14 protein-coding genes are annotated in these 19303 nt (G+C 30.9%); 10 read left to right on the top strand and 4 right to left on the bottom strand.

What is annotated here, in order from left to right:
* Nucleotides 1-590 precede the first annotated feature (590 nt).
* Nucleotides 591-1805 (top strand): RecQ family ATP-dependent DNA helicase, encoded by a 1215-nt coding sequence (locus EI71_RS08825; protein ID WP_162849916.1) that lies wholly within the window; start codon nt 591-593, stop codon nt 1803-1805.
* Between the two features lie 117 nt (nt 1806-1922).
* Entirely contained in the window at nt 1923-3305 is a 1383-nt protein-coding gene (locus EI71_RS08820) for a sensor domain-containing diguanylate cyclase (protein ID WP_119016879.1), read from the top strand.
* A 24-nt stretch (nt 3306-3329) separates the two neighbouring features.
* Here EI71_RS08820 and EI71_RS08815 read toward each other — a convergent pair whose 3' ends face one another.
* Nucleotides 3330-5033 carry a ribonuclease J gene (locus EI71_RS08815; RefSeq protein WP_119016878.1) on the bottom strand — a complete coding sequence of 568 codons (1704 nt, stop codon included), beginning with the start codon at nt 5031-5033 and terminating at the stop codon, nt 3330-3332.
* 171 nt (nt 5034-5204) lie between these two features.
* Here EI71_RS08815 and EI71_RS08810 point away from each other — a divergent pair, with 171 nt between their 5' ends.
* The 3 genes from EI71_RS08810 (at nt 5205) to EI71_RS08800 (ending at nt 7962) form a co-directional block, all read left to right on the top strand.
* Entirely contained in the window at nt 5205-6914 is a 1710-nt protein-coding gene (locus EI71_RS08810; RefSeq protein ID WP_119016877.1) for a proline--tRNA ligase, read from the top strand.
* A 64-nt stretch (nt 6915-6978) separates the two neighbouring features.
* Nucleotides 6979-7707: an NAD-dependent protein deacylase gene (locus EI71_RS08805; RefSeq protein WP_119016876.1), complete on the top strand. Its 729-nt coding sequence runs from the start codon at nt 6979-6981 to the stop codon at nt 7705-7707.
* Nucleotides 7708-7962, top strand: coding sequence for a hypothetical protein (locus EI71_RS08800; RefSeq protein WP_119016875.1), 255 nt, complete (start codon nt 7708-7710; stop codon nt 7960-7962).
* Between the two features lie 17 nt (nt 7963-7979).
* On the opposite strand, the gene EI71_RS08795 is transcribed toward EI71_RS08800, so the two are convergent.
* A complete protein-coding gene (locus EI71_RS08795) occupies nt 7980-8711 on the bottom strand; it encodes an alpha/beta hydrolase-fold protein (protein WP_119016874.1) in 732 nt (243 codons plus the stop codon).
* Between the two features lie 156 nt (nt 8712-8867).
* Between EI71_RS08795 and htpG the strand changes: the two genes are divergently transcribed.
* Both htpG and EI71_RS08785 read left to right on the top strand, forming a co-directional pair.
* Nucleotides 8868-10760: a molecular chaperone HtpG gene (gene htpG, locus EI71_RS08790; RefSeq protein ID WP_119016873.1), complete on the top strand. Its 1893-nt coding sequence runs from the start codon at nt 8868-8870 to the stop codon at nt 10758-10760.
* 88 nt (nt 10761-10848) lie between these two features.
* Nucleotides 10849-11616: an alpha/beta hydrolase gene (locus EI71_RS08785; protein ID WP_162849915.1), complete on the top strand. Its 768-nt coding sequence runs from the start codon at nt 10849-10851 to the stop codon at nt 11614-11616.
* 25 nt (nt 11617-11641) lie between these two features.
* Here the strand turns inward: EI71_RS08785 and EI71_RS08780 are convergent, their stop codons facing one another.
* Nucleotides 11642-13009 (bottom strand): cation:proton antiporter, encoded by a 1368-nt coding sequence (locus EI71_RS08780; protein ID WP_119016871.1) that lies wholly within the window; start codon nt 13007-13009, stop codon nt 11642-11644.
* 163 nt (nt 13010-13172) lie between these two features.
* Here EI71_RS08780 and EI71_RS08775 point away from each other — a divergent pair, with 163 nt between their 5' ends.
* Nucleotides 13173-13709, top strand: coding sequence for an NUDIX hydrolase (locus tag EI71_RS08775; protein WP_119016870.1), 537 nt, complete (start codon nt 13173-13175; stop codon nt 13707-13709).
* A 119-nt stretch (nt 13710-13828) separates the two neighbouring features.
* Nucleotides 13829-16291 carry a tetratricopeptide repeat protein gene (locus tag EI71_RS08770; protein WP_119016869.1) on the top strand — a complete coding sequence of 821 codons (2463 nt, stop codon included), beginning with the start codon at nt 13829-13831 and terminating at the stop codon, nt 16289-16291.
* A 33-nt stretch (nt 16292-16324) separates the two neighbouring features.
* Here the strand turns inward: EI71_RS08770 and EI71_RS08765 are convergent, their stop codons facing one another.
* Nucleotides 16325-17395 carry a tRNA(Met) cytidine acetate ligase gene (locus EI71_RS08765; RefSeq protein ID WP_119016868.1) on the bottom strand — a complete coding sequence of 357 codons (1071 nt, stop codon included), beginning with the start codon at nt 17393-17395 and terminating at the stop codon, nt 16325-16327.
* Between the two features lie 88 nt (nt 17396-17483).
* Between EI71_RS08765 and pepF the strand changes: the two genes are divergently transcribed.
* Entirely contained in the window at nt 17484-19235 is a 1752-nt protein-coding gene (pepF, locus tag EI71_RS08760) for an oligoendopeptidase F (RefSeq protein WP_119016867.1), read from the top strand.
* Nucleotides 19236-19303: the final 68 nt, after the last annotated feature.

The raw sequence follows: 19303 nt of genomic DNA, 5'->3' as shown, positions 1-19303 counted from the left end.
AAAAAGAATCACATACATAACATGGTTGATTCTTTCTGAATTACAGATCTTTTATACAAGAGGAAATAGAAAACTAATATATAAAAGTATATATGTCACGCACGAAAATTTGATATTGTCTTTTGTATTAATGAATGGTAAGAAGATAGATAGAGTAATAGTTAATAATTATAAAACAAAACTTCCATTTTTGTTAAAAATAGATCTATTTACTAAGACGCAGATAATACGTTCTTCAAAAATATCTATTAAGCAGTTATATGATTTTAATTATTAATAATTATAGTTATGATAATTTATCCAAAATAGTATCTTATAATAATAACCAACTCTATGTGTAAAATAAAAGTAATCCAAATGATGAAATTATTATTCACATTTACAAAAATGAAGGATTAGGAATCTTCATTATACCTTTAACAACCATGTGTTAAAAATCTAAACTATACGTAGTATGGACTTTAAATTATAGGGAGTGTAACTACAACTACAAAATATAAGGAGTGATTATTCTATGTGAGTATAAGGTCACTCCTTTTTCTCAAATAATGATTAATGCTTTCATTATATTTCTATGTTATTCTTATTTTATGGATAAAATAGAAGTATTAAAATATTATTTTGGTTATGGAAAATTAAAGAAGGAACAAGAAGAAATCATAGATCAAGTTTTAAGCGATAATGATATCATTGGCTTACTTCCTACAGGCTATGGTAAATCGATAACATTTCAAATACCTGCATTAATATTAGATGGTATTACTATTGTAATTACCCCATTAATTGCCCTTATGCAAGATCAAGTAAGAAACTTGAATGATAAGATGATTCCTGCAGAATTCATAAATTCCTTACTTTCAAAGGAAGAACAAGAAAATGTATATAGAAAGCTAAAATTAGGGAAAATAAAGATATTATATGTTTCTGCAGAAAGATTAGAAAGTAAAAAGTTTAAAGAAGAAATTAAGAACCTAGAAATATCTATGATTGTTGCAGATGAGGCCCATACATTACTTTGGAGTGAGGATTTTAGAATTGCCTTAGGACATATTCCTAAATTTATTGAAAGCTTAAATAAAAGGCCAAAAATGATGGCCCTAACTGCTACCGCAACCAAAGAAACTGTAAAGAAAATTACAGAATTATTAAATTTAAATAATCCCAAAATAATTATAGGGGATTGTGATAGAAAGAATATATTTTATAAGATTGTTAAAACAAAAAATAAAGATAAGGATTTATATTTATATATAAATAATCATAAAAATATTCATGGAATTATATATTGCTTAACTATTAAAAATGTAATGCATGTATATGAATTTTTAAAAGAAAAAGGATTAAATGTTGGATATTACCACGGGGCAATGGAATCTAGTTTAAAAAAGGATATTCAAAATAAATATACCAATCATGAAATAGATATTATTGTATGTACCAATGCCTTTGGCATGGGCATAGATATTAAAGATATAAGATATGTAATAGAATATGATATTCCATCCTCTATTGAGGATTTTTCCCAACAATCAGGTAGATGCTCAAGAGATGGTAAATATGCTGAAAGTGTCATTTTATTTAATTTAAATGATATAAAGACTATAGAGTATTTTATAGACCATATTGATAATAAAGAAAAAAGCGATAAAGAAATAAGAAGAATAAAGATGGATAGATATAATAAGCTAGATGAAATGGTTAAGCTTTGTATGGGAAGCGGATGTATCCATAAAAGGGTATGCTCTTATTTTGGGGTTAAGCATAATGGAAATTGTGGCATGTGCTCCAATTGTGTAAAGAAATAATATTATTAAATGATGTTATTATTTATATTTCTATCCCTAGATTGTTCCTTTGAATTCATTCCTATGATAAGATTAAATAAATAGGGGTATCATATTTTTCTTGAAAGTGGTGGTTATATGAATTTTAAGGAATTATGCAATGGCATTAAAAATATGGCTTGTGTTGTATCACTAGAAAAGAAGGACGATGGCTATGGAGAAATCAGATTAGTAGAAGGAAATGAAAAATACAAAAGTACATTCTCCGTTAAACAAGCTGGAAGCCCTCACGTTTTAAAAGAATTCATTCCTAATAGTATTTATACGGATTACATAGAAAAGAATTTAAGTTTTGAGGAATACTGTTATAAGTCTGCAATTAAAAAAGAGCTACTTCATTCCTATGCCTATCCTAAAAGCTTAGGTGTATGGTTTCATATGCTATATATTCCACTAGAATATGAAACGAGTGAGCTAGCATATTGCTTATATATCATGGATGTACATTCAGACTTTGATTCTAATATCTTGTCGAATGCTTCTAATGAAATTGCTAATAATGTATTAAAAACCACTCTTCAATTAAGTAATTCTTTAGATTTTATTGAATCTTTAAATAATGTTGTAAGAGATATAAGAGAAATGTGTAATGCCCAGTTCTGTTGTATTCTTATTATTGATGAAGCGAAAAGAGAAGTTATTCCTTTAGCTGAAAATAGAGATATTAGAAGTAAAAGAGGAAAAATGTCATCTTATATCAATGATGATTTTTATGAATTAGCACTATCTTGGTATGATACCCTTGGTGACAACAATTGTGTAATAATTTCTGATGAAAAGGGTATGGAATTTTTACGAGATAGAAATTTAAAATGGTATGAATCTTTAATGGCATCGGATGTAGATTCCTTAGTATTAGTTCCACTAAAATCATCCAATAAGCTTATGGGCTATATGTGGGTAAATAATTTTAGTGATATAGATACTGTAAAAATAAAAGAAACTCTAGAAATAACTACATTTATTCTAGAAAGTGAAATATCAAATTATTTACTTTTAAAGCAGTTAAAGGAATTAAGCTCTATCGATGTATTAACTGGTTTATATAATAGAAATGAAATGAATAATTATATGAACCGTCTTTTAATGAGTGAAAATGATTCAAAAATAGGTTTATTATTTTTAGATATTAATGGTTTAAAGCAAGTGAATGATATAGATGGACATTTAATGGGTGATGCCTTAATTAAAAATGCAGCAAATACATTAAAATCTATATTTAAGTCTATACCTATTTTTAGATCTGGTGGAGATGAATTTATTATTATTTTAGAAGATGCAGAAGAAAAGCTGATTTTAGATTATATCGAAAGAATAAGAAAAGAATCCTTAAAGAATAATATCTCATTTGCGATAGGCTATTCCATAATGAATTCTAAAAAAAATATACTTCATGCATTAAAAGAAGCAGATGAGAATATGTATATCGATAAAAGAAAATATTATAAGGATAAAAGATAATGGACCGGCGAATCGGTCCATTTCTTATTCTTGTGGAGTTTGTGGTGCTAAATCCATAAACACTGGAATTACTATAGGTTTACGGTCTGTTTTAGAATAGATTTCCTTTTCTAGGAATTCTGTTAATTTTTGTTTTAAGATACCTAAAATGACAACATTGGAATTAGCCATTTCATCTAGCAAGAATTTCTTTGAAGCATCAACAAAAGCCTTTGTTAAAGCTTCAGAATCCTTCATGTAGATAAATCCTCTTGAAACCACCTGTGGTTCAATTGGAATAATCTTTTTCTTTGTATCAATAGTAATAACTAAAGAGAACATACCATCTTCGGATAGCATACGACGCTCTCTAATGATATCCTTTGAAATATCACCAATACCTTCACCATCAATATATACATCTCCTGATGCGACATGTCCTGCATTTCTTGCAGAATGGTCATTAATTGCTAGTACATCACCATTTTCTAAAATGTATGTATTATTAGGGTCTACACCACACTCAATAGCTAAATCGGCATGTACTCTTTGCATTCTATATTCGCCATGAATAGGCATAAAGTATTTAGGCTTTAATAAATTAAGCATTAGCTTTAATTCCACCTGAGATGCGTGTCCTGTAGTATGGGTATCTGTAATAATAGAATGTGTAATTACATTTGCACCCTTACGGAATAATTGGTTAATTGTTTTATTAACGCCCTCTTGGTTACCTGGAATTGGGTTAGAAGAGAAGATGATTGTATCATTTGGCATTAATTTAATAACTCTATGGGAGCCATTTGCAATTCTAGATAATGCAGCTAAAGGCTCACCCTGAGATCCAGTACATAATAAGCAAATTTCTGATGCCTTATAATTATCAATTTCTTCCGGTGCAATTATTGTACCCTTAGGTGCTTTAATATAACCAACCTGCTGACCTACTTCAATTGTTTTTTCCATAGATCTACCAAATACAGCAACCTTACGATTTGTTAATACACAGGCTTCAATAATTTGCTGAACGCGGAACATATTCGATGCGAAGGTTGCAACAATAATTCTATCCGTTACCTGCTTAAATAATTCTTTAATAGAAGAACCAATTTTCTTTTCGGATTCTGTAACTCCGCCTCTTAAGGCATTTGTTGAATCGGATAATAAGCATAATACCCCTTCTTGACCTAAAAGGGCTAGCTTTTCATATTCTGCAGCAGGACCTACTGGAGTTAAATCAATCTTAAAGTCACCAGTATGTACGATAGTTCCAAGCTCTGTTTTAAAGCATATTGCAAAAGAATCAGGAATAGAATGATTTAATCTTATAAAGGATACAGAAATTCCCTTAAATTCATAAACGAAATGACTTTTGAATTCTACGATTTGTGTTGAGCCTAATAGCTCAGGATAATCTTCTAATTTATTTTCGATTAAATCTACTGTAACACCTGCAGCAAATATTTTTGGTATTTTAACTTTTTTAAGTAGGAATGGAATACCACCAATATGGTCTTCATGACCATGGGTGATAAATAAACCTACGATTCTTTGTTGATTTTGTACAAGGTATGTATAATCTGGAATTACATAATCAACACCTAATAGGTGTGAATCTGGGAATAATATACCAGAGTCTACAATAAATAGCTGTTCTAAATAGTCGATGACATACATGTTTTTTCCGACTTCGCCTAAACCACCAAGCGCAAAAATAGCTATCTCCTTGCGGTTGTATAACTTGTCCATATAAACCTCCTATGAAATTCGAATTCGAAAAAAGTCTACATATATTATACCCTATTGGATTAGACTTTCAAAGTTATTTCATAATATTTATGAATATAAAGCATTTTCATAGATAATTTATAAAATATATGCTATAATTCAAAAGTATTTTGAAAAGAGGAATGAGAAATTATGAAAGCAAGTAGAATGTTAATTTCCACACTAAAGGAAGCCCCAAATGAGGCTAAAATAGATTCCCACGTTTTATTACTTCGTGCAGGTATGATTAAAAACGAGGTAGCAGGTGTTTATAACTACCTACCTATGGGACTTAGAGTATTAAATAAGATTCAAGCAATCATCAAGGATGAAATGGATAAGGCTGGTAGCCAAGAGATTTTATGTAGTGCACTACAGCCAAAGGAATTATGGGTTGAATCTGGTAGATGGATGAAGTATGGTCCAGAATTAATGAGACTTAAGGATCGTCATGATAGAGAATTCTGTTTAGGACCTACTCATGAGGAAATCTTCACATCTATCGCAAGAGATTTAATTAAATCTCCAAAGCAATTACCTATTATCTTATATCAAATTCAAACAAAGTATAGAGATGAATTCCGTCCAAGATTTGGTTTAATCCGTTCAAGAGAATTCATTATGAAGGATGCATATTCCTTTGATAAGGATGAGGCTGGTCTAGAAGAATCTTATAAGCTTATGTATGATACATATTCTAAAATCTTCACAAGATTCAATTTAAAGTTTGTACCAGTACTTGCAGATACAGGAAATATCGGTGGTAATGGATCTCACCAGTTTATGGCATTATCGGATATTGGTGAATCAACAATTATTTATTGTGAGGATAACCATTACGCAGCTGACCAAGAAAAGGCATCTACAATGCTAGATGGCTATAAGGGATTAAAGGAAGCCCCAATCGAAAAGGTTGCAACTCCAAATCATGCAACAATTGAAGAATTAGTTGAATTCTTGGGTGAGGATAGTAAAAATATGGCTAAGACAATGATTTATCATGATTTCATGAACGAAAAATTCATTGTCGCAATGGTAAGAGCAGATAAGGATATTAATGAAATTAAATTAGTTAATGAGTCTGGTTCTAATGAAAATTATTTAAGACTTGCAACAGATGAAGAAATTGCATCCTTAGGTATTGTAAAAGGCTTCATTGGACCAGTTAATCTACAAGCAAAGCTTGATATTTATGTAGATGAGGAATTAGAAGCAATGGATGGCTTCTATGTTGGCGCAAATGAAAAGGATTATCATTTAAAGAATGTTAAGTTTGGTAGAGACTTCACTGGTAAGGTTTGTGATTTACGCTTAGCTAAAGAAGGATTAATGTGCCCTATTTGTGGTAAGCCACTTAAGAGTGCAAGAGGTATCGAGGTTGGTCAGGTATTCAAGCTTCAAACAAAGTATTCTAAGGCAATGAACTGTACTTATGTTAATGAGAAGGGCGAAAACGTACCAATGGTAATGGGCTGTTATGGTATTGGTGTAACTAGAACATTCCAATCTATTGTAGAACAATATCATGATGAATTTGGTATTAAGTGGCCATTAAATGTTGCTCCATATCATGCAGTAGTATTACCAGTTAAATATTCACTTCCAGAACAAATGGAGCTATCTGATAAGATCCATGAAATGCTTGAGTCAAACGGTGTTGAGGTTGTATTAGATGATAGAAACCAAGGCTTAGGCTTTAAGGCTAAAGACTGGGAATTAATTGGTGTTCCATTCCAGATTATTGTTGGAAAAAGAGCTCTAGAGGGTATTGTTGAATTAAAGGATAGACAAACTCTAGCAAAGGAAGAAGTTACTTATCAAGAAGCAGTAGAAAGAATTATTGCTGCTGTAAAAAATATTTAATAAATAGAAATTGGATGGCTATGCCATCCTTTTTAATATATAATAGTTATAAGGTGGTGCTATTATGAATAAGCTAGAAGAATTAAAACAAGTTATAGATAAAAGTAAAAGAATTGTAATTTTTTCTGGTGCTGGTTTATCTACAAATTCAGGTATTCCTGATTTTAGAAGTGCAGATGGATTATATAATCAAAAAACAAAGATGAATATTCCACCAGAAGAAATAATTTCTCATTCCTTCTTTATGAGAAATCCAGAAGAGTTTTACAAATTCTATTTTTCAAAAATGGTTTATTTAAATGCTAAACCAAATTTAGCTCATAAATATTTTGCTAAATTAGAACAGATGGGTAAGGTATCTGCAGTTGTTACACAAAATATTGATAACCTACATCAAGAGGCAGGCTCTAAGGTTGTATATGAGCTTCATGGCTCTGTTATGAGAAATTATTGTATGAGATGCCATAAATTCTATTCACTGAGTGATATATTTAATGAAGAAGGTAGAGTACCAAGATGTGACTGTGGAGGTTTAATTAAGCCTGATGTTGTATTATATGAGGAAGGTCTGGATGATGATACAGTATCTGGCGCATTACATGCGATTAGTGAAGCAGATACAATCATAGTTACAGGTACATCTTTAACAGTATACCCTGCCGCAGGCTTCTTAAGATATTTTAGAGGTGAAAATCTTATTTTATTAAATAAGAGTGAAACTCCTTATGATTCTTATGCAACTATTGCAATTCATGATGACATAAAAAATGTCATAGAATATTTGGAGAAATAAATGAAAAAACAAGCTATTACTTTGCTATCGATAGGCACATTACTTGCTATAAGTGGGGCATATTTTGCAATATATGATGCAAATAATAAAATATCTATTCCTTGGTGGAGCTTCGCTTTATTCTTTTTAGGAATTATATTAATGCCCATTGGATATGCAATGTTTAAGGTGAAAAGACCTAAGATTCATAAAGAAGAAGAACCAAAAGTAGTAATTGTACCAAGGGAAGATAAAGGAAAGAAAAAATTGGACTAATAACTAGTCCATTTTTTCTATTTATTAAGAAGAATATGCTTAATTCCTTCACTAAAATGATTGCCTAAATCAAAATAGGAATTATCTCCATTCGAATCAAATTCATATTTTAAAATTTCAGTTTTTAATGAATCAAATCTTGTACATAGATGGTAGAATAGATCATCTTCCTTAGGGTTAGTATCTTTTCCTCCTCTATATAAATAAATACTTTTTTTACAAGTAAAATTATTCTTTAAATCTTCATTGATTTTATCGCTACATAATCTTAATGTTGGATTAAATAATGCGGCTCCATGATATTCTTTATATTTATATAGCATATCTAGTGCACATATTGCCCCCTCATTAAATCCTAAAAGATAAACCTGATTATCTATAACTCTAAATCTTTGCTTTAATAAAGGTAAAACGGTATTGGTTATATATTCAAAGAATATGAAAGAAAGCACGGTATCTACATCCTTATCTGGTCCATTATAATAAGGATTTAATTCACTCATTCTCCAGGCAGGAATAGATGGAGAATGTAAGAATACTAATAATACATCATCCTTAATATCCTTAGTTATTTCTTCTGTATTAAATACTTTGAAATCTTCACCTATAAAGTTATAAAATAGTTCACCATCAAAGGAAATTACTAAAGGATATGCCTTTTCGTTTTGATTATAATCATCAGGCATTTGAACATGAATTTTTAAATTTCTTCTTAATTCCCTAGCGGTTATTTTAAAGCTTTCTACCATATAAATCACCTTTCATTCATTATACTATAAAGAGGATTTAAATGGGAGTAATAATACTAAATTTTAAAACATTGTATAAATTTTGGCACTCTACGCTTGACAATGCCAAAATAGAGAACTATAATTGTTTTGTAATTAGTTTTTGGAGGCAGTAAAATGAAAACAACAAAGAAATTTAAAACAGAAACAAAACGATTATTAGACATGATGATTAATTCCATTTACACACATAAGGAAATCTTCTTAAGGGAATTAATATCAAATGCGTCTGATGCGATTGATAAAAGACATTATCTATCTTTAACAGATACAAATATTGCATCTAGTGATTACCAAATTGTAGTTGAAGCAGATGAGGAAAAGAAGACTATCACTATTAGTGATAATGGTGTTGGTATGACTGTAGAAGAGCTTGAGAATAACTTAGGTACTATTGCGAAGAGTGGTTCTAAGGAGTTCTTAGAGGCAGTAGAAAAGGAAAATACACCAGAGGTTGATATTATTGGTCAGTTTGGTGTAGGCTTCTATAGTGCATTTATGGTTGCAAACAAGGTAACTGTATTAACTAAATCTGTAAAGGATAATACATCTCATTTATTTACATCTGAAGGTATTGAATCCTATACTATTGAAGATGGAGATAAGGAAGATTATGGTACTATCATCACTTTATATCTAAAGGATGATACAGAAGATGAAAAGTTTACTGATTATTTAGAGGAATATAAGATTAAAGAATTAATTAAGAAGTATTCTGATTATGTAAGATATCCAATTAAGACTTGGGTTACTAAGCTTGATCCATCTACAGAAGAAGAAAGAAAGGATCCTAATTTTAAGCCTAAAACTCATAAGGAACTAGAAACTATTAACTCTATGCTTCCTATTTGGAAAAAGAATAAGAGTGAAGTAACTGATGATGAATTAAATAATTTCTATAAGGCTAAATTTATGGATTGGCAGGACCCAATCACATCAATTCATGTTAATGTAGAAGGTATGTTAACATACAATGCTTTATTATTTATTCCTAAGAAGCCTTTCTATGATATGTATACAGATAAAAATGATAAGGGCTTACAGCTTTATACAAAGGGTGTCTTTATTTTAGATAAGTGCAAGGATTTAATTCCAGATTATTTAAGATTTGTAAAGGGCTTAGTAGATAGTGCAGATTTACCACTTAATATTTCTCGTGAAACATTACAAGAGGATCGTGCAATCAAAAAGATTGCAGCGAATGTAGAAAAGAAGATTTTAGCTGAATTATCTAGAATGGTTAAAAACGATAGAGAAAAATATGAGGAATTCTACAAGGATTGGGGTAGACATTTAAAATTTGGTCTATATGAAAACTATGGTGAAAGAAAGGATTCCTTAAAGGATTTAATCTTACTTAGAAGCTTTAATGAGGATAAGCTTGTTACATTTAGTGAATATGTAGAAAAGATGCCTGAAGGACAAAAGGAAATCTATTATGCAATTGGTGCAGATAAGGAATCTGTTTCCAAGCTTCCACAGATGGATTTAGTTAAATCTAAGGGATATGATGTATTCATTTTATCAGAAGATATTGATGAATTCATGATTACTGTATTAAAGAGCTATAATGAAAAGCCATTTAAGTCAATTAACAAGGATGAGCTTGATTTAATTGATGAAGAGGAAAAGAAAAAGCTTGATGAACTAAAAGAAGAAAAGAAGGAATTCTTAGGTTCTGTTAAGGAATCCTTACCTTCTGTAAAGGAAGTAATTATTTCTAAAAAGCTTGTTGATGCACCTTGCTGTGTATCTGCATCTGGTGAGCTTTCCTTTGAAATGGAAAGAGTATTGAAAGCTCAAAATCAAGAGGTTAAGGCAGATAGAGTATTTGAGCTTAATCCAAATCATCCAATGTTTACAAAGCTTGAGGCATTATATAAGGCAGATAAGGAAGCTGCAGATAGAATGACTAAGCTATTATATACAGAAGCATTATTACAAGAAGGTATCCTACCTGATGATCCAAAGGCCTTCGCAGAGGATTTAAATGCTTTATTAATGAAGTAGACAAATAACACATCGTGTCTATAAAAATTAGGGAAGATTTTCTTCCCTTTTCTTTTTAATCAGTGTACAATTATTTTAGGTGATGTCGATGAATAAAGTAGAATTTCAATTAAACAATGGAAAATATATGATTCATGGAATGAAATATATTCCAGATAATCCAAAGAATATACCAATTATTATGTCTCATGGCTTTTTATCGAATTCAAAAAAATTAAAAAGATATGCCATGTTTTTAGCAGGAATGGGATATACCGTTTACGCTTATGATTTTTGTGGTGGACATTTATTTGGTAAAAGTGAAGGACCAAGAGAATATTTAACCATAGAAAATGAATTAAACGACCTTCAAACGGTAATTAATAGTGTAGAGGAAAGCAAGAATGAGCTTATGCTATTTGGTGAATCCTTAGGTGGATTTATATCCTTATTATATGCAGCAAGAAATCCTGCAGTTGTAGCAAGAGTATTAGCGATTTACCCTGCTCTATCTATTCCGGATGATGCAAGACGCGGTAAAATGGTTTTCATTTCCTTTAACCCTAATCATATAAGAGAAACCTGGAAATGTAAATTTGGATTTAAATTTAATCCATCCTTTGCAGAGGAATGTATAAGATTAGATACAGATAAAATTATAAAAGAAGTCTTATGCCCTGTATGTATTGTACATGGAGGTAAGGATAAGATTGTATCGGCTACACATCTAAGAAAGACCTTAGAGAATTTATCCCCAGATTCCTTTGTATATTTCATTAAAAAGGCTGGTCATGGCTTTAAAAGAAAGGAGCAAGATATCGCACTTGCTCACTTTAAGGATTTTTTAACAGATAAAAGAACCGATAATAAAAAATGAAGATTTCGCATCTTCATTTTTTCTATTATTGTTGATCCATAAATGGACCTTGATAGTTTGTATTATCTATATGAGAATCAGCTATTGGGGTTGAGCTTTCTACCATTGGGATAGAATCTAATCCTTCATTTTCATCTCTTATTTCATTTTTATAGGTTGCCTTTAATATAACAGGTGTTACAAAGGAAGTAAGAAGAATTAGGATTAAAATGAATGGCTGAATGGATGGTGAAATAATTTTTGCATCAATACCCTTTTGTGCACAAATTAAGCACACCTCAGCTCTACACATCATACCAACACCGCATCTTAGGGAATCCTTCCAGGAGTATTTACAAATCTTAGCTCCAACACCACAGCCAATGAGCTTTCCTGAAATTCCTGCAAGCAAGAATAATATACCAAAGACTGGGAATTGCCATGTGGCAAATGGATTTGAGGTTTGATTTGTAAAGCTTTGCATAGAGGTTATTCCTACCTTAGCAAAGAATACAGGTGTAAATAATAGATAGGATGTAATATCGGTTCTTCGTTCAATATACTGTGTTTCCTTGAAATCGGATAATACTAATCCAGCAAAGAAGGCACCAGTAATATCTGCGATACCAAACCACTTTTCAGCTGCGAATGCATAGAAGAAAGCAAGTGCCATGGCGAATATTGGAATACGTCTATGATGATCATATTTTTTCGCAAGCTTTTGGAATATAAAACGAACCAATAATCCAAGTCCAATAGCAAAGATAAAGAATAAAATGGTCTTAACTATTACCATAACAATCTCTAAGGTAACATTTGTATCTGGGGATGCTGCGGTCATAGCCTTATCTAAGGATAGGATAACAGATAATATAATGACACCAATGATATCATCTAATATTGCTGCAGACATAATGGCTGTACCAATCTTAGAATTTAATTTTCCAAGCTCCTTTAATGTTGCAACAGTAACGGATACTGAGGTTGCTGTTAATACAACACCATAAAATAAATTCTGGAATAATGTCTTTGTGTTTGATAAATCAGTTCCTAAAAGTAATGCGGCTAAAAATCCTAATCCCATTGGAACGATGACTCCTAGTATTGTAATGACTAGGGATGCAACACCGGTTTGCTTTATTTGCTTTAAATCGGTTTCCATACCGGCACTAAACATAATTAGGATTACACCTATTTCAGCTACAATTTGTATTCCAATCATCGAATTGTTTGTCATAACATATTCATGATTTGGTATGAATACAATTGCACCAAGTAAAACGCCAGTTAGAAGCATTCCAATAACCTGAGGTAATCCAATCTTTCTAGCTCCTATAGATAATAGCTTCGAAAGAAAGATAATTGCGCCAAGTGGAAGTAGAATTTCAAATACAGTAGATGCATCAAAACTCATTTTTCTTCAACTCTTTTCTATTTGTTTATTTGTGATACAAATCTAATTGTATCACTAAAAATTAAAATAAATATTTTAAAACGCTTTCGATATAAGAAATAATACATATCTTTATTTTTGCCTTTCTTTTTTGTAGAATATTAATAAGGTACGGTGATGGTTTATGAATATGATTGAAAAGAAAATTGACGGTGAGGTACTTTATGATGGCAAAATCATAAGAGTAGAAAGGGATACTGTTTTATGTCCTAATGGTAAAGAAGCATTTCGTGAGGTTGTAAGACATAATGGTGGTGCTGCAATATTATGTATCACAAAGGATAATAAGGTATTACTAGAAAGACAATTTAGATATCCTTATGATGAGGTGATTTATGAGATTCCAGCTGGAAAGCTTGAAAAGGGTGAAGACCCATATATGGCAGCATTAAGAGAATTTGAAGAAGAAACAGGAAATAAAGCAAGTACTTTAGAGCATTTAACAGATATTTATCCTACATGTGGATATTCATCAGAAATTATTTATCTTTATCTTGCAAAGGATTATGTAAAAACAGAAACTCATTTTGATGAAGATGAAATAATTGAAACAGAATTTATTCCACTAGAAGAGGTAAAGAAAATGATTGATGATGGAAAAATTAAGGATGCTAAAACTATTTGTGCTCTAGCAACTTATCTTTTCCGTTATGGGAAATAAAAACATTTTACAAATTAATGTATTTTTATAAAATAATTTATAAAAAGTATTACCAAATCTAGTGCCTTTTGTGGTAAAATTATTAAGATAAAACACTGTTTCTAAAATGGAGGGGTATTATGGATATAAATACTGTACTAATTTTAGCTTATGTAGATGACTATTTTAAAGCAAATAAAATTGCGGCAGACCTATCAAAGAAGAATTTTACAGTTCGTATGGAATTCCCAGATTCCTTTGATTTTGATACCAAAATTAGAGCGAGCCTACTTCGCTGTGATGCTGTAATTTATGTTATTAGTAGTCAAGTACTTGCATCGGATAAGTATTATGAGCTTCATGGTATTGTTCAGGAAAATCAAAGAACAATAAAGCCAGAGCTTTATGTTGCATTAAATAAGAGTATTGATGATTTATTCTTAGATATTTATAAGCATGAGGAATATTCTGATGATGTATTACTTCGTGCAGATGATTATAGAATGGAGCTTGAAAACAAGAATGTAATTTGCCAAGGTCCAAAGCTAATCGACGATATTGTTGAAAAGCTAAAAGGCTTAAAAGAGGCCGAACATGAGGTAGAAGAACCAAAAGCTCAAGAAGAGAAAGCTGAAGAAGAAAATCCTGAAGAACCTATAGCCGAAGAGTCTTTCGAAGAGGCTGAACCTGAGGAAGTAACTGAAGAGGCTGAAGTTGAGGAAGCTACTGAGGAAGCACCAGTTGAAGAGGCAGAACCTGAGGAAGAATCTGTTGAAGAGCCTGAAGAGGTTGAAGAAGAGGTTGAAGAACCTGAAGAAGAAGCTTTCGAAGCTCCTGTAGAGCCAGAAAGACCAAAGGTTATCAATATGGATGCCTTCAATGAGGCTATTAAGGAATATGCAAAAGAAAATTATTTAGATTCCTTTAAGCTATTCTTAGAAACTAAGGATCTTCCACTTGCTGAATATTATTTAGGATATCAGTATGCAAATGGTCTTGGTACAGAAAAAGATGAAGAATTAGCTATAGAATATTATCAAAAGAGTATTGATGATGGCTGTGATAAAGCATATACAGCTTTAGGTGATGCGTATTATTATGGACTTGGTGTTGCAAAAGATGATTTAGCTGCAGCTAAGTATTATAAGAGTGCAGCAGCATTAGGTGATAATGATGCATTATTCCATTTAGCTAATTGCTATTATTATGGTAAGGGCGAAGTACAAAATTATAGAAAAGCATTAGAGATTTATCAAACACTTGCCGATGAAGATAATATTGAAGCATGCTACCATGCAGGATGTATGTATTTCTTAGGTAGAGGATGTAAGGTTTCTTATAAAAATGCATATTATTTATTACAAAAGGCAGCTGCTACAGGTCATCCTAAGGCCATGAATGATTTAGGTACACTATATCGTTATGGCTTATATATTGACCAAAATATTAAAATTGCCATTGATTGGTTTACAAAAGCTGCAAAGGCAGGACGTGGTGCTGCATATAAGAATTTAGGTGACTGCTATTATTTTGGTGTAGGCTATAAGCAAGATAAGGTAAAGGCTGTTCAAAATTATAAAAAGGGTGCATCCTTAGGCTGTGCAGATGCAATCTATATTTTAGGATTAATGTATGAACAGGGTGATGATATTGAATTATCCTATGATAAATCCTTCCAGCATTTCTTGCAAGCATCTGAGCTTGGTCATGCTGCAGCACAATATGAGGTAGGTAATTGCTTCTACTTTGGACAAGGTACAAAGAAGAGTGATATGGATGCCTTCTATTGGTATAAGGAATCTGCAAAGGGTGGTTGCCCAGAAGGACAATATGCCCTAGCTGTTGCTTACCACAATGGTAAGGGTGTTGCTCAAAATTCAGCGAATGCCTTCCGTTGGTATAAGATTGCGGCTGAGGCAGGAAATATTGATGCATTAAATGCATTAGGTGATTGCTATATGAATGCCGATGGTACAGAAGCAGATGAAAAGCTTGGCTTTGAGGCTTATATGAAGGCTGCTAAGGGCAAGAATTTACTTGCAATGACAAATGTAGGTAAATGCTATTATTTCGGTAATGGTGTAACAAAGGATTATTCAGAAGCTGTAAAGTGGTATATGCAGGCAGCTCAAAAGGGTGATGCTGAATCCCAAGTATTACTTGGTAATTGTTATTACTATGGTACAGGCTTCAACCAAAACTATCTTGAGGCATTAAAATGGTACCGTAAGGCTGCAAAACAAGAAAATGGTCAAGCATATTATATGATTGGTCGTTGCTATGAAAATGGCCAAGGCGTTAAAAAGTCTATTCAGCTTGCAAAGGAAAACTATATTGAAGGTGCTGATTTTGGTGATTCTATGGCAGAATATGCACTTGGTGAATATTATGCTGAAGGTGCTGAGATGGATGAAGAGAAGTCCTTCGAATATTTTGAGGATGCTCACATTCATGGATTTAAGATGGCAACATTAAAGGTTGCAGAATACTATTACCTAGGTAAGGGTGTAGTACAAGATAAGGATTACTCCTTTGAGCTTGCAAAGAAGCTTCATGATGAAGGCTATGAGGAAGCAGGAGAATTCTTAAATAAATATTTCTAAAATGAAAATGGACTCAACCTTGTGTTGAGTCCTTTATTTTGTAATGGGGCCTTTTTGTTCTAATTTTAATAGATTTAAACCAAATATAGAATCTAATACTTTAGATGCCCTTATCTCAATATCAAGGGCAGGATTTATTCCTTCTTTAATATTGGTATAAATAGGGATATCCTTTTTTAAATGATTTAAATATTCCTTACCCTTATTAGAATATCCTAATACTCTTAAGAATTCAGGAGATGTAATTTGATTCATTTCATCCTTTTTTATATTAAATAGTATATACATTAACATTCTTTTCATTCTTGTCTTTGTATATTTTTTACCAGATAGATATGTAATAAATTCATCTAAATTATTATAATCTCTAATATCCTTTAGCTTATATTCAATTCCTTCATCTACAAAGAATATTTCTTTTAAATCTTCAGGCTTTGTAGATATAATTTTATATTTCACCATAGGAAATATATCTTTTTCATCTAATAAGTAATTCTTATCCTTCGCAACAAAAAATGGAACATAATTTTCAAATTCAGAGATATTTGCTCTTATAGATGTAGAAGAAGAATATTCCTCCTTTAATTTTGTATCCTTATAATTATTTCCAATTCTTTTAATTGTTTTTAATGTAATTGGATAATTATTATCCTTAATAGATTTATAATAAAAATAGCCTAATGTATCATTTGAATCAAAATCCTTTAAGGATATAGAATTATCCTTCATAGATTTTGTATTATCATTTATAGAAGTGTCTTTATTATATGCTTCTTCATAAAGCTTTATATCATTATTTTCACTACCAATAATAATATTATCTACCTTGGCTAAGGATAAAAGCTTAACTGCATTACTCGCAAATATATCTGCCCTTTGCATAGAATATGCTAAGGGTAGCTCTATAACTAAATCAATTCCTGCATCTAATGCCTCTTTTGTTTTTATAAATTTGTCTAATATAGATATATCTCCACGCATAGTTAAGGAAGAAGAAATAACTCCAATAATTAAATCGGGGTTTTCTTTTTTTATTTCCGCTAAATGATACATGTGACCATTATGAAGTGGATTATATTCTGCAATAACACCGCTTATTTTCATATTCTCACCAATTAGTATTATATTACAAGATTTATGTTTTTAAAACTTAAAAAATGTGATATACTTTTCTTGTTTGTGAGGTATAAATATGAATTGGGATTTAACAAGAATTTATAAAAATGAAAATTTATGGGAAGAGGATTTTAAAAAATTAGATTCCTATATTTTAGATTTAGAAAATCTAAAAGGAAATTTAGGAACTAAGGAAGGCTTTAAAGCATATACAAAATGGGTAAATGACTCAGGTATTTTATTAACAAAGCTATATGTATATGCTTCTATGAAAAATGATTTAAATCAAAAGGATAAGGAATCCTCAAGATTAATCGCAAGAATTGGATCTAAATATTCAGAATATGTAGAAAAGTCAAGCTTTGCTGACCCTGAAATATTATCTATAGGTAAGGATAAGATTTTATCTTATTGTAAGGAATTTGCTCCTGCATTCTATCATACAATGGAAAATCTATTTAGAAGAAATGAGCATATCCTAGATTCAAAGAGTGAGGGAATACTTGCATCCTTTAGTGATGCTTCATCTACATTTAATCAGTTATATAGTAAATTAACTATTGTAGATAATAAGGGTGTTAAGGTTTTATTATCTAGTGGTGAAGAAGTAGAAATTAATAAAGCGAATATGACTTATTATTTAAGTATTTGTAAGAGCCAAGAGGATAGACGTAAGGTATTTAATGCTGTTTATGAGTTCTATGATTTACATAAGAATACACTAGCTTCTATTTATGCTGGAATTTTAAAATCAGAATATGCCAATATGAAAAATAGAGGCTATAAGAGTATGGTTAGTGCTAAGCTAGATTATGAAAATATTCCAGTATCTGTTTATGAATCTTTGATTCATACAACAAGAGAAAATACTCTTCCTTTAAAAAGATATTATAAGATTAGAAAAGATTATTTTAAGCTAGATAAATTAAGAACATATGATAGATTCTTAAAGTTTAGAGAATCTAGTAAGAATTATTCTTACTCTGAAGCTAAAAAAATGGTTTTAGAGGCTATGGATTTTATGGGTAGTGACTATAAGGCTAAGGCAGAAAAATGCTTAGCAAATGGAGTTGTTGATGTAGATATTAAAGAAGGAAAAAGAAATGGTGCATATTCTACATCTACATATGAAGAGGGAGCATTTATCCTATTAAATCATAATGGGGATTTATCTGATGCATTTACACTAGCTCATGAATGTGGACACTCTATCCATACAACATATACAAATATGAACCAAGAATATATCAATTCCAATTATTCACTATTTGTTGCAGAGGTTGCATCTACATTTAATGAACAGAGATTTTTAGATTATTTAATGAATACTGTATCTGATAAGGATGAGAAAATAGTACTTTTACAGCAGGCTATTGATAATATTTGTGCAACTTATTATCGTCAAACCTTATTTGCTACATTTGAATATGAGGCACATAAGCTATTAGAAGAGGGTAAGCCTATTGATGAGGATGCATTATCTGATATTATGAGATCCTTATATAAGGATTATTATGATATTGATTTAAATGAAGAAGAATATAAATGCTTAGTATGGGCATATATTCCTCATTTCTTTAATTATCCTTTCTATGTATATCAATATGCAACATCCTTTAGTGCATCTATGGCATTATATGATGATGTTAAAAATAAAAAGGATGGTGCTTTTGATAGATATATTAATCTACTTAAGAGTGGTGGTGCTGATTATCCAGTTACATTATTAAAGAATGCTGGATGTGATTTAACTAAGCCAGATGCTTTTTTAGCTGTAGTTAGAAGAATGGATAGCCTACTTGATACACTTGAAGAATTATTGAAATAACAAACGCTTCCATAAATAATCTTTATAGGTTTATGCTTGAATGTATGGAGATGTTGTGATATTATAAT

The sequence above is a fragment of the Anaeroplasma bactoclasticum genome (assembly GCF_003550015.1).
Classification (GTDB): Bacteria; Bacillota_I; Bacilli_A; order Acholeplasmatales; family Anaeroplasmataceae; genus Anaeroplasma; species Anaeroplasma bactoclasticum.
The sequence above is the reverse complement of the archived record's forward strand: the minus strand, read 5'-3'. Positions and strand labels throughout refer to the sequence as shown.